The 11722-nt window shown below is 71.1% G+C and carries 10 protein-coding genes and 1 pseudogene; 6 read left to right on the top strand and 5 right to left on the bottom strand.

Annotated features, from left to right (window positions below; genetic code table 11):
• The 3 genes and pseudogenes from ACH4TV_RS31430 to ACH4TV_RS31420 form a co-directional block, all read left to right on the top strand.
• The coding region (locus tag ACH4TV_RS31430; RefSeq protein WP_398404045.1) for a DUF1996 domain-containing protein at window positions 1-403 on the top strand (403 nt) is incomplete at its 5' end.
• A gap of 243 nt (window positions 404-646) precedes the next feature.
• Window positions 647-1572: pseudogene (locus ACH4TV_RS31425) on the top strand (IS5 family transposase).
• Complete coding sequence (locus ACH4TV_RS31420; RefSeq protein WP_398404043.1) at window positions 1514-1924, top strand: hypothetical protein; 411 nt, start codon at window positions 1514-1516, stop codon at window positions 1922-1924. The pseudogene ACH4TV_RS31425 and the gene ACH4TV_RS31420 overlap by 59 nt, the downstream one beginning before the upstream one ends.
• An 88-nt stretch (window positions 1925-2012) precedes the next feature.
• Here ACH4TV_RS31420 and ACH4TV_RS31415 read toward each other — a convergent pair whose 3' ends face one another.
• Entirely contained in the window at window positions 2013-2315 is a 303-nt protein-coding gene (locus tag ACH4TV_RS31415; RefSeq protein ID WP_398404041.1) for a hypothetical protein, read from the bottom strand.
• A gap of 365 nt (window positions 2316-2680) precedes the next feature.
• Here ACH4TV_RS31415 and ACH4TV_RS31410 point away from each other — a divergent pair, with 365 nt between their 5' ends.
• The 3 genes from ACH4TV_RS31410 to ACH4TV_RS31400 all read left to right on the top strand — a co-directional run bounded on the left by ACH4TV_RS31410 (window position 2681) and on the right by ACH4TV_RS31400 (window position 4364).
• On the top strand, window positions 2681-2836 hold the full coding sequence (locus ACH4TV_RS31410; RefSeq protein WP_398404039.1) for a hypothetical protein: 156 nt from the start codon (window positions 2681-2683) through the stop codon (window positions 2834-2836).
• Between the two features lie 20 nt (window positions 2837-2856).
• The gene (locus tag ACH4TV_RS31405; RefSeq protein ID WP_398404037.1) at window positions 2857-3627 is read left to right on the top strand and encodes an SDR family NAD(P)-dependent oxidoreductase; all 771 of its coding nucleotides are present in this window, start codon (window positions 2857-2859) and stop codon (window positions 3625-3627) included.
• A 134-nt stretch (window positions 3628-3761) separates the two neighbouring features.
• The gene (locus ACH4TV_RS31400; RefSeq protein WP_398404035.1) at window positions 3762-4364 is read left to right on the top strand and encodes a TetR/AcrR family transcriptional regulator; all 603 of its coding nucleotides are present in this window, start codon (window positions 3762-3764) and stop codon (window positions 4362-4364) included.
• A 6-nt stretch (window positions 4365-4370) separates the two neighbouring features.
• On the opposite strand, the gene ACH4TV_RS31395 is transcribed toward ACH4TV_RS31400, so the two are convergent.
• From ACH4TV_RS31395 to ACH4TV_RS31380, 4 genes are all read right to left on the bottom strand, one after another.
• Window positions 4371-5117 carry a 3-oxoacyl-ACP reductase family protein gene (locus tag ACH4TV_RS31395; RefSeq protein ID WP_398404033.1) on the bottom strand — a complete coding sequence of 249 codons (747 nt, stop codon included), beginning with the start codon at window positions 5115-5117 and terminating at the stop codon, window positions 4371-4373.
• A gap of 86 nt (window positions 5118-5203) precedes the next feature.
• Entirely contained in the window at window positions 5204-6487 is a 1284-nt protein-coding gene (locus tag ACH4TV_RS31390) for an activator-dependent family glycosyltransferase (RefSeq protein ID WP_398404031.1), read from the bottom strand.
• A 43-nt stretch (window positions 6488-6530) separates the two neighbouring features.
• Complete coding sequence (locus tag ACH4TV_RS31385; protein WP_398404029.1) at window positions 6531-7775, bottom strand: P450-derived glycosyltransferase activator; 1245 nt, start codon at window positions 7773-7775, stop codon at window positions 6531-6533.
• Window positions 7776-7880: 105 nt separating this feature from the next.
• Window positions 7881-11657 (bottom strand): type I polyketide synthase, encoded by a 3777-nt coding sequence (locus tag ACH4TV_RS31380; RefSeq protein WP_398404027.1) that lies wholly within the window; start codon window positions 11655-11657, stop codon window positions 7881-7883.
• Window positions 11658-11722 lie beyond the last annotated feature (65 nt).

Genomic DNA, 11722 nt, shown 5'->3' with positions numbered 1-11722 from the left:
ATGGAGCTGCACCGGCTTCGAGAACCGGCAGCTGACGGACAAGTACCCGATCTGTCCCCAGGGCAGCAAACTGGTCCGCACGTCGAAGTTCCAGAGCTGCTGGGACGGCCGCAGCATCGACAGTGCCAACCACCGCTCGCACGTCGCCTTCGCCGACCCGAAGACCGGTGCCTGCCCCAACGGCTTCAAGGCCATCCCGCAGCTGCTCCAGCGCCTGATCTACGACGTGAAGGCGCCGAGCCTGAACGACAACGGAAAGTCCAGCCCCTTCTACGCAGTGGACGGTTTCCCGGAACAGATGCACAAGCCGATCACCGACCACGGCGACTTCATCAACGTTTTCGACGAAAACCTGATGAACCAGATGGTCCAGTGCATCAACACCGGCCGGAAGTGCCAGTGATCTCCCCTCACGAAATCTGAGACCCACCGAGCCAACCCGAGCCGGCCTGCGTGGCACTCACTTCGCAGGCCGGCCCACCGTGCCCCGTGCGGGCGGACGCCACGGCACCGTTTCGGTACGTCGGTGGAGCTGGGGGCGATGATCTACAATGCCGGACATCTGAGAGGGCGTTCTGTGAGTCGTCGGAGTCGTTGTCCGGTTTGAGGGCTTGCGGTTGGCCGGGGGCGCGGTCTGCTGATGGGTATGGGCGTGCGGCAGCCGTACCCGAGTGATCTGTCGGATGAGGCGTGGGAGCTGATCCGGCCGGTCATCACGTCCTGGAAGGGGCAGCACCGCTCGGTCAGCGGGCATGAGGGCCGCTACGACATGCGGGAGATCCTCAACGCGATCCTGTATCAAGCCCGGGTCGGCTGCCAGTGGCGTTACCTGCCGCATGACTTCCCGCCGTACACCGCCGTGTACTACTACTTCGGCAAGTGGCGCGATGACGGCACCGATCAGGCCATCCACGACCTGTTGCGCTGGCAGGTCCGCGAGTCGAGGGGCCGCCACGAGGACCTGTCCGCGATCGTGATGGACGCCCAGACAGTGCACGCCTCGGTCAATGCACCCAAGGAGACGGCCGGGCTGGATCCGGGCAAGAGGAGCCGGGGTCGCAAGCGGGGCATCGCCACCGATGTGCTCGGCCTGCTCATCGCCGTGATCGTGGTCGCCGCGAGCGTCCACGACAACGCGATCGGAATCACGCTGCTGGACAAGGTGGCCGCGGCAAACCCGTCGGTGACCAAGGGCTGGGTGGACACCGGGTTCAAGAACGCTGTCGTCGAGCACGGCCGGTCGCTGGGCATCGACGTCGAGGTGGTCTCGCGTGATCCGCAAACGAAGGGTTCGCGCCCATACCGAAGCGGTGGGTGGTGGAGCAGACTTTTGGCACCCTGATGCTCCACCGCCGCCTGGCCCGCGACTACGAAGCACTGCCGGCCAGCGCGGTCTCGATGATCTACTGGTCGATGACCGACGTGATGGCTCGCCGGTTCACCGGCACGACCACCCCGACCTGGCGTGATCCGCCGCCGGTCGGGGCCAGGGCCCCCACTGGCGAGTCTGTCCATGCGTGCACTGCTGGCCAAGATCGAGGCACGGCAGGCTGCCGCGCGAGAAGAGGCTGACCGCCTGCGGGATCAGCTCGCCCGGCTCGGTGAGCAACTCGCCGCCGCGGAAGACCGGTTGGAGCGGCTGCGCATCACCCGCCAGACCGTCCTGGAGATCGTCGAGGACAGCGACCCCGGCGGCCCCGAGCCGCTGCCGTCCGCCTACCGGCAGATCCTCGCCCTGTTCGAGGACGACGAGCAGGGCCTGCGGGCCAAGGCCGTCTGCGAAGCCCTGGGCTCCTGCACCGAGAACCGCCACGTCGAAGGCGCCCGGGCCAAGCTCAAACGCCTAGTCGACCGCGGCATCCTCACCGAACCCGAGCCCGGCCTATTCACCATGCCCCGACCGGCAGCATCCCCGCCAACGTAGTCCCGCCCGAAGGCTCACAGAACGCCCTCTCAGAAGCAGCTTCCCGTACGGTCTGCAGGACTCTGCCGCCTCCGCCGGAAGGCGCGGATCACCGCCGGGCGGCGTCCAGTCGTGCGGAGTGCCGCGGTTTGATCTCCCAGCCCGTTCCCGCAAGGCCCAGCGTGAGCCAGCCGTTGGACCAGGTCCCACACACCGCGATCACCGCAACCTTCAGATGGCTGCGAGTGGTGAACGCAACGCGCTGCCCGTGCAGCTCGTAGCGTGCCGAGTGCGGCTGCATGTGGAGCCGCCGAGCGGGGAGAACCTGACCCAGGTCGTCCGCCAGCGGCTCGCCCTCGACGAGACGGCCGACGACTCGCCGTACCGCGACCTGGGAGAGGGTCTGCGTCAATGCTGGATCTCGAAGGCTCACGCAGGGCGCTGCGCTCCCAGAACCCAGGTGCGTTGCTGGGACTGCCGGAGAGGCAGTGGCTGGACGCGAAGGCGGAACCGTACGAGCCGTAGAACCCTCGTGCAGTGGAGGAGTTAGTACTCCAGCAGGACTTTGCTGTCTGACCTGCGGGTTTCGCTGGGCGGCTGGAGTGTAGCGGGACTTCGATCGTGCGCAGGCGGTTCCCGTGAGACCGCCCCCGCACGATCCCCCTCCGTGCCCTGTCGAGATGGATAGGGTCGAGGATCAGCAGATCACCGACGGGAAGGTTGACCGCCTTCTCGAACGCGGCACTGTAGCCCGTGCACGGGCTACTCATACCGGACATGCCCACGCTGGCGGCGCTGCGGCAGCGGATCGACGACTTCGGCATGTTCCCGTTCTTGGACCGCATCATCGCCGTGAATCCCTCCCCCACCCAGTTCGCCAAGACTCTGGCGGTCTGCCTCCAGGAGGAGCCCCGGAACGCCGAGGTCAGATAGGTGTTCATTAGCCTTGGCGCATGACGACCGCATTAATTACGGGAACGACCGCCGGTATCGGCGCTGCCTTCGCCCGGCGCCTGGCCGCCGACGGGCACAACCTGGTCCTGGTGGCCCGCAACACCCAGCGACTGGAGGAGCAGGCGAGTGAACTGAGCAAGCGGCACGGCATCAGGGCAGAGGTACTTACCGCCGATCTCTCGGCCGACGACGGCATAGCCGCCGTCGAGGCCCGGCTGAGCGACCGAGAGAAACCGGTCGATATCCTCGTCAACAACGCCGGGTTCGGCAACAAGGGCCAGTTTCCGGACGTGCCGATGACCGACGAGCTAAAGATGATCAAAGTGCACTGCGAGGCCGTGCTCCGGCTGACCTCAACGGCCGTGGAGGGCATGCGGGAGCGGCGGCGCGGAGCCGTGGTGAACGTCGCGTCGATAGCGGCGTTCGTGCCGGGCACTTATGGCGCGTCCAAGGCATGGGTCGTGCAGTTCACGCAGGGCGCGGCGAAGGACATGGCCGGGTCCGGGGTGCGGCTGCTGGCACTGTGCCCCGGCTACGTACAGACCGAGTTCCACGAGCGGGCCGGTATGGGAGCGGACGTCATCCCGCCCAAGTGGCTGTGGCTGGACGCGGATCGTCTGGTCTCCACGGCGCTCACCGATCTGGCGCGAGGCAAGTCACTCTCGATCCCGGACCTGCGGTACAAGGTGATGATGGGGATCGTGAAGCTGACGCCGAACAGGCTGCTCGCGGGAACGTCGCGTACGGGGCGCAGGCCCGGGTCCCGATAGACCCTGATACACACCAATAGACACAGACAGATAGACGCCGAAGCCCGGCGTCCCCATCAGCGGCGCCGGGCGACAGGCAGCAGGCGCCCCCGAGACGAACCGTGCCGTCACTCTGCGTCGGTAAGCTACGCCCCATGGCTCAGAACACAGCGTCCGACTCCTCGCGCCGCAACGAGCGGTCCCAGCGCGCGATCCTGGAGGCAGCGCTCTCCCTCGTGGGCGAGGTCGGCTACGAGAAGCTCACCATCGAGGGCATCGCGGCACGCGCCAAGGTGGGCAAGCAGACGATCTACCGCTGGTGGCCCTCCAAGGCCGCCGTCCTGCTCGATGCCTTCACCGCGGAATCGGAGGCCGGGGACTTCGAGAGCTTCTTGCCCGACACCGGCGACCTGGCGGCCGACCTGAAGTTCAGCCTGCGGGCCACCGTCGACGAGTTCAACGACCCGAACTTCCAGGCCCCTTACCGTGCGCTCGCCGTGGCCGCGGCGAACGACGCCGCGGCCGCCGAGCAGTTCACCAGCAGGCTCCTCGAACCGGGGAACAAGGTCTACATCAGCCGGCTGCACAGCGCCCAGGAGGCGGGCGACATCGCCGCGGACGCCGACCTGCGGATCGCCGCCGAGCTGCTGCTCGGCTCCTTTTCCCAGCGCTGGCTGATGCGGACCGGAGAACTGACCTACGAGTTCGTGGACACGGTCGTCGACATGGTCGTCAACGGCCTGCGGCACGGAGCCTGACGGAGCTCACACCATCTTGAGACCGCCGTCGACGGCGAGGACCGTGCCCGTCGTATAGGTGTTGCGAGGGCTCGCCAGATAGGCCACCGCATCGGCGACCGCTTCCGGCTCGGCAAAGGAGTTGACCACCTGCCGGCCCAGGAGTTCGGACTCCGCCGCATTGCGCAGGGCCTGGGTCAGATCGGTCTTGATGATGCCGGGAGCCACCGCGTTCACGAGGATTCCGCGGGAGCCGAGCTCCACGGCCATGGCCTTGGTGAAGGCCTCCAGGCCGCCCTTGGACGCCGCGTAGTTGGCCTGCCCCTTGCCGGGCCTGCTCGCCGCGGTGGAGGAGATGTTGACGATGCGTCCCGAACGCCGCTTCACCATCGTGAGCGCCACGGCCTGGGTGAGGAACATGGGACCGACGAGGTTGGTGGCAATGACTTCCTGGATGTCGTCCGCGTCCATGGCCAGGAGCAGTTTGTCCCGCCCGATGCCCGCGTTGTTGACCAGGATGTCGATCCGGCCGAGCTTCTCGCACGCCGCTTCGGCCAACTGCCGTGCCACCTCAGGGCGGGCGACGTCCCCGGGGAGGAGTTCGACGTTGCGCCCCAGCGCGGCGATCCGCTCGGCGACGTCCTCGGCCTCGGCCGTCGAGCTGCGGTAGTTGAGCGCGATGTCGCATCCGGCTTCCGCCAGCCTGAGGGCGATCGCGCGGCCGATCCCCCTGCTGGCACCCGTGACGAGCGCGACCTGACCTTCGAATTCCATGTGCTGTTCCCTGCGTGCGTGTGCGTACGGTGCGTGCGTCTGGCCGCTTGGGCCATGTGGGGCCGGTTCGCGGTGACCGCTGCGGGTCACCGCGAAGACGGGCGCCGGTGGCGGGCGGTGAGCCGCTCGAGCGTGGGGACGATCCCCGCCGGGGCGGGGGCTGAGCGCATCTCGGCCCGCAGCCGGTCCGCGCCCTCCTGGAGGGAGGGATCGGCGAGCACCCGCTCGACGGCCGCGCGCAGGGTGGCCGCGTCCAGGTCGTCGGGGTGGATGGAAATCCCAGCCCCCAGGTCGGCGAGTTGCGCCGCCTTGAGCGGCGCGTCCCACAGGGTGCCGATGACGATCTGCGGCACGCCGTGCAGGACGGCCGCTCCCCAGGTGCCCGCGCCTCCGTGGTGGATCACGGCGGCGCAGCTCGGAAGCAGCACGTCCATCGGGACGAAGTCGACGATCCGCGCGTTGTCGGGGATCTGCGTCAGGTGCGCGCGCTGGGTGTCGTCGAGCGTGGCGACCACCTCGACATCGAGGTCGCCCAGAGCCGCGAGCAGGTCCTGGAAGGGGACGATGTCCTGCCCCTGGGTCTCGCGTCCCGACACCCCAAGCGTGAGGCAGACCCGCGGCCGCTTCGGCTCATCGGACAGCCAACTCGGCACGACGGCGGGCCCGTTGTAGGGCACGAAGCGCATAGGTACGATGCCTCGCCCCAGGTCGAACCGGGTGCTCTCGGCGCCCGGGTCGATGACCCACTGGCCGTGCGCCAGCTCCTCCAGCTCCTCTGCGGAGGCGGCGACGCCCAGCCGGTCCAGAGTCCAGCCGAGCCACTCGGCAAGGGGGTCTTCCCGATGCTCGGGAGCCTGGTGCAGCTTGGCCTCCACGAACCGCTGCCGGGACTGGCCGACGACGTCGGGGCCCCACAGGAGGCGGGCGTGCGCGGCCCCCACGGCGTGTGCCGCGACCGGCCCCGCGTAGGTGAAGGGCTCCCAGATCACCAGGTCCGGCTGCCAGGAGCGGGCCAGCGCGACGATGTCGTCCATGGTGGAGTCGCCGTTGAGCGGCGCGAAGCACAGCGAGGTCATGATGGTCTGCTGACCGAGCAGGTACTCCCAGGTCAGCGCCTCGGGCCGGTGCTCGGTGAAGTCCAGGCCGCGCTGGTACGGGGCGAGGTCGCCGCCGATCTCGTTGAGCAGCTCCATGATGGCGCTGTCGTCGCCGACCGGCGCGGCGGTCAGCCCGGAACCGGTGATGACATCGGTGAGGCGGGGCTGGCTCGCCACCCGCACCTCGTGTCCCGCGGAGCGAAGCGCCCAGGCCAGCGGCACCAGGTGGTAGTAGTGCGAGTTGTGCGCAAAGGATGTGATCAGAACGCGCATCGGGTCATCTCCCTCGTCTGCAGGCGGTGTTGGTGGCCGTCGCTCATGCGGTACCTCGTCCGGTGCGCGCCCCGGTGGCCGTCCGGGCGACGGGGTAGCGGGCGTGCGTGAGCGTCACGGGGGCCCGCCGACGGCGTACCGGCTCGCCGTCCGGCCGCAGTCCCGGCGCGTCCTGCGCGAGGACGCGCAGCGCGGCGCGAGCGACGGACCGGACGATCCGGGCGGCGGGCGCGGCGTGCGGGGCGTCGGGAAGCGACAGGGGGAGGGCGGTGACATCGCCCCGACCGGTACCCGCACCGAGATCAACTCCCCGGTGGGCGGGGGCGATTGCCGGATCGCGCTGGGCGGCGGCGACCAGGACCACCACATGCCCGTCGGCGGGGACGGTCACCCCGGCCAGCTCCACGTCCTCCTGAGCGATACGGCTCTCCAGACGCACCGGCGGGTGCCACCACAGCGTCTCCTCGACGGCGGCACCGGCGAGCCCGGTGTCCCGGCAGAGGGCGTCCCACTGCTCGGGCACTCCCGCAAGCGCCTCAAACGCGTTGCAAATAAGGGTGGTTGACGGCTCGGCGACGTCCACGGCGAGGGCGAGGGCCGCGGGTGCGGACCAGGCGACGCCGCCGAGGTGGCGCGTAAGCAGCCGGTCGAGCTCGACGGCCGCGAGGCGGCCGGAGCGGGTGACGTCGAGGGTCTGCGGGCAGAGGCGGCTGTCGAGGCCGCTGCCACAGCCGGTGAGAAGGTCCTCGAAGCGGCCGTGGACGTCCGCGGGGAGCTTCAGGAGTTCGGCGAGGACCAGCGCGGGCAGGCGCCGCGCGTAGTCGGCGGCCAGGTCGAACTCAGCACCGAGCCGGCCCAGGAGGGACCAGGCCGCCTTCTCGGCGACGGCCTCCACGGCCTCCTCGCGCGGTGCGGACACCGGCCGGTCACCGGCCGCCGCCGCGCCGCCCGCCTCGTCCCGCCTGTGCTCATGGGTGAGTTCGGGCCCGGCGGGCGGCAGGAAGTCCGCGCGGTGCCGCGCTCCGGCACGGGTCAGCGCACCGAAGCGGCGGTCGACGAGGACGGACCGGGCGAGGGCGCCGTCCGCGGTCACCCAGGTGTCGAGCAGCTCACTGCGGAACAGCGGCCCGCGCGCACGGATCTCCTCTTCGTACGGCGTGGGGTCGTCCCGCAGGGCACGCAGAATCAGCGCGTACGGGTCGTCCTGGTTTCCGGCGAACCAGTGGCCCGCGCGGGTCAGTTGGAGCCTGCGGCCCAGTACGGACGGCTCAGTCCCCGGCGTTGTCACAGGTGTCCTCCAAGGTGTTGTGCCATGTCTCGCGGAGTGCCGTCGGTCGGCGGCGGCCGCTTTCGGCCAGCGGGCGGAAGAGGAAGGGGTGCGGCCCGGGGGTGGTCACAGGTCACCGAGCCAGTCGTACAGGGCCGTTGCCGTGTGGCGGGCGTGCTCAGTCATCATCGTGAGGTGGGTGCCCGGCACGTCGCCGAGGGTGTGCTCGCCGCCGTCCCAGCGCGCGCGCCAGGCCTCCGGCTCTCCGGACCACTGCCCCACCGGCTCCGACGCGCGCAGGAAGAGGACCGGCGCCTTCATCGGGCTCGGCGCCCACCCCAGGAGCATGTGGTTGTAGGCGCCCATCGCCATAAGCCGGGAGTCGTCGATGGACACCACGGAGCGCTCCATGACCCAGTCGAGCATCTCGTTGCGCCACACGCCCATCGCCCCGGGCGCGCTGGGGAGATAGACGTCCACGAGGACCAGCGCCACGGGTCCGGCACCACGCTCCTCCAGGCTGCGTGCCAGGGCGTGCGCCAGCGCGCCGCCCGCCGAGTGACCGAGGAGGGCATAGGGGGCGTCCCCGGCGTGCCGCAGCACCGCGTCCGCCTGCGCGTCGAGCAGCACGTCCAGCGAACCGGGCAGCAACTCGTCGGCACGGAAGCCGGGTTGGTGAAGCGCCGAGACCGTCAGGCGTCCGTCGAGGGCCGCGGCCAGCGCCGTGAACTCCTCCGGGCCCGACGCCACCGCCGTGCCTGCGCAGCAGATCAGCTCCGGTCCCGCACCATCCGCGGCGGTGGCCAGGCGCACCGGGGCGGGCTGCCATCGGGCGCTCGCCTGTCCGGGCGTCTCGCCGTCCTCGGGGACCTGGTCGGCGGGGAAGATGGGGCGGAACGCGGCGAGTTCGGCCAGCGTGCCGATGAACGGCTCGGCCCGGCCGAGCCGCAGGGCCCGCCGGTACATCGCCACCAGACCGCTCTCCCCTGCCGGCTTCGGGGCTCCGGCGGGCGCCTCGCCGCCGTCCGCGAGGGCGGCGGCCAGGTGGTCGGCGAGCTCCTTGGGGGTGGGGTGCTCCAGGACGAGGGAGGCCGGGACCTCAAGGCCGGTCGCCTCCGCCAGGGCGATGCTCAGCTCGATGGCGGCGAGCGAGTCGAAGCCGATGTCGTCGAAGGACGCGTCGGCCGGTACGTCGTCAAGCTCGGCGTGGCCGAGCGCGATGGCCGCCTCCGTGCGCACCAGGACCAGCAACTCGTCGAGATCCAGGGCGGATTGAGGCGCCGGCTCGGCGGGCTCGGCCGCCGGGGGTGCCACGGACCTGGCGGGCTCCGGGGCGGCCGCCTTCAGCCAGAAGCGCTGGTGCTGGAAGCCGTAGGTGGGCAGCGAGATGCGGCGGGCCCTCGTACCGTCGAACAGCCGGGACCAGTCCACGTCCGCGCCGCGCGCGAAGGCCGTGGCAAGAGCGGTCAGGAGGGTGGCATCCTCCGGCCGCTCCCGGAGCAGCACCGGCACCAGCACGGCATCCGGCTCGCGGTCCCCTTGAGCCCCGTGGGCCTCCTCGTCGAGGATCTCCTGGGCCAGTCCGCACAGCACGCCGTCCGGCCCCAGCTCCACGAAGGTGCCGACGCCCTGCGCGCGGGCGGCACGCACGGCGTCGCGGAGGCGGTCGGTCTCCCGCGCCTGCCGGATCCAGTACTCGGCGCCGGTGAGTTCGCCGGGGGCGGCCGGGCGGCCGGTCACGTCGGAGACCACGGCGGTCACCGGCTCGCGGTACGCCACCGCGTCGGCGACCTGCCGCAGCTCCTCGCGGCCTCGGACGGCGACCAGCGCGCATGCGTCCGCCAGGCCGAACACACCGGCCGCGTGGGCGGCGGCGAGCCCGCCCACGGAGTGGCCGATGAGCACGTCGGGCCGCAGCCCCCACCCCTCGACGAGCCGGAACAGCGCGACCTCGACGGCGAACAGGGCGGCCTGGGCGTACCGCGGGCCGTCGAGGAGAGCGGCCTCCGGCGAGCCGGGCTCCGCGAACGCCACCGTGAGGAGCGGCCGGTCCAGGTGCGCGTCCAGGTGCTCCGCGACCGTGTCCAGCTCCCGCGCGAACGGCGGGTACTGCTCGTACAACTCCCTTGCCGAGCCGGGCTGTTGGCCGCCCTCCCCTGCGAACAGGAAAGCGGTACGGCTGCCCTGCCGGCGCTCGACGTCGCGCACCACACCGGGCGTACCGCGCCCGTCGGCGAGGGCCGCGAGCGCCGCCGGGGCCCCGCCGGTGGCGTCGGCGAGGACCACGGCCCGGTGCTCGAAGACGCTGCGGGTCGTGGCCAGCGAGAACCCGATGTCCAGCGGGTCGAGGCCGGGGTGCCGTTCCAGGTGAGCGGCCAGGCGTGCGGCCTGGTCGCGCAGCGCCGCCTCCGTACGGCCGGAGAGGACCCACGGCACCAGGGGCGGGCGCACTGCTCCGACCACGGCCTCCGCTTCGGCCGGGGACTCCATCTCAGGCCCGGCGGGCGGCGCCTGTTCGAGGATGACGTGACCGTTGGTACCGCTCACGCCGAAGGCCGAGACAGCGGCGCGCCGGGGTGCACCGGTGTCGGGCCACGGCACCGTCTCGGTCAGGAGCCGCACCTGGCCGTCCGCCCAGTCGACATGCCGCGTCGGGGCGTCCACGTGCAGGGTTTTGGGGAGCGTCTCGTGTCGCAGCGCCATCACCATCTTGATGAGGCCGCCCACCCCGGCGGCCGCCTGGGCGTGGCCGAAGTTCGACTTCAACGAGCCCAGCCACAGCGGCCGTTGCTCCGTGCGCTCCTGGCCGTACGTGGCGAGCAGCGCCTGCGCCTCGATGGGGTCGCCGAGCCGGGTGCCGGTGCCGTGCGCCTCGACCGCGTCGACCTGGTCGGCGCCGAGCTGGGCGTCGGCGAGGGCTTGGCGGATGACGCGCTGCTGCGAGGGGCCGTTGGGCGCGGATAGGCCGCTGCTCGCACCGTCCTGGTTCACCGCCGTGCCGCGTACGACAGCCAGCACCCGGTGACCGTTGCGTACCGCGTCCGACAGCCGCTCGACCACCAGGACGCCGACGCCCTCGGCCCAGCCTGTGCCGTCGGCCGCGTCGGCGAACGCCTTGCAGCGCCCGTCCGCCGCGAGGCCGCGCTGCCGGGCGAACTCCACGTAGGCGGCCGGGTTGGCGAGGACCGCGACGCCCCCGGCCAGGGCCATCTCGCACTCGCCCCGGCGCAGCGCCTGCACCGCCAGGTGCAGCGCCACCAGGGAGGAGGAGCAGGCCGTCTCGACGGTCATGGACGGGCCCTCGAGGCCCAGGACGTAGCTGATCCGGCCGGAGAGCACCGCGTCGGCGTTGCCGGTGAGGAGATAGCCGTCCGCCTCCTGGGGCAGCCACCCCGACGCAGCGGCGTCACCCGGGACATAACCCTGGTGTGCCGCGCCGACGAAGACGCCGCCCCGGCTGCCGCGCAGCGAGCGCGGGTCGAGCCGGGCGTGTTCCAGGGCCTCCCAGGACGCTTCGAGCAGCAGCCGCTGCTGCGGGTCCATGACCGTCGCCTCGCGCGGTCCGATCCCGAAGAACGCCGCGTCGAAGTCGCCCGCGTCGTACAGGAATCCGCCCTCGCGGCAGTAGGTCGTGCCCCGTGCCGCCGGGTCCGGGTCGTAGATTCCCTCCAGGTCCCAGCCACGGTCGTCGGGAAAAGGGCCGACGGCGTCCGTCCCCGAGGCGACCAGCTCCCAGAGGTCCTCGGGTGACCGCACGCCTCCGGGGTAGCGGCAGGACATCCCCACGATCGCGATGGGCTCGTGGCGGGCCGCGATCAGCTCACGGTTCTGCCGGCGCAGTCGCTCGGCGTCCTTGACGGAGGTGCGCAGTGCCTCAAGCACCTTCTCTTCAGGCAGGGACATGTGTGGTCTCCTTGCTGGGACCCGCGCCGACGCGGGTTCATGCCTGGTTCGTTCGTACGGAACCG

The organism is Streptomyces sp. NPDC020898 (assembly GCF_044333925.1).
Classification (GTDB): Bacteria; Actinomycetota; Actinomycetes; order Streptomycetales; family Streptomycetaceae; genus Streptomyces.
Note: the sequence above shows the minus strand (reverse complement) of the source record. Positions and strands in the feature narration are given on the sequence as shown.

Coding starts and splice junctions, on each gene's coding strand:
- ACH4TV_RS31420 (WP_398404043.1), top strand. CDS start 1,514: ATGCGTGCACTGCTGGCCAAGATCGAGGCACGGCAGGCTGCCGCGCGA.
- ACH4TV_RS31410 (WP_398404039.1), top strand. CDS start 2,681: ATGCCCACGCTGGCGGCGCTGCGGCAGCGGATCGACGACTTCGGCATG.
- ACH4TV_RS31405 (WP_398404037.1), top strand. CDS start 2,857: ATGACGACCGCATTAATTACGGGAACGACCGCCGGTATCGGCGCTGCC.
- ACH4TV_RS31400 (WP_398404035.1), top strand. CDS start 3,762: ATGGCTCAGAACACAGCGTCCGACTCCTCGCGCCGCAACGAGCGGTCC.
- ACH4TV_RS31395 (WP_398404033.1), bottom strand. CDS start 5,117: ATGGAATTCGAAGGTCAGGTCGCGCTCGTCACGGGTGCCAGCAGGGGG.
- ACH4TV_RS31390 (WP_398404031.1), bottom strand. CDS start 6,487: ATGCGCGTTCTGATCACATCCTTTGCGCACAACTCGCACTACTACCAC.
- ACH4TV_RS31380 (WP_398404027.1), bottom strand. CDS start 11,657: ATGTCCCTGCCTGAAGAGAAGGTGCTTGAGGCACTGCGCACCTCCGTC.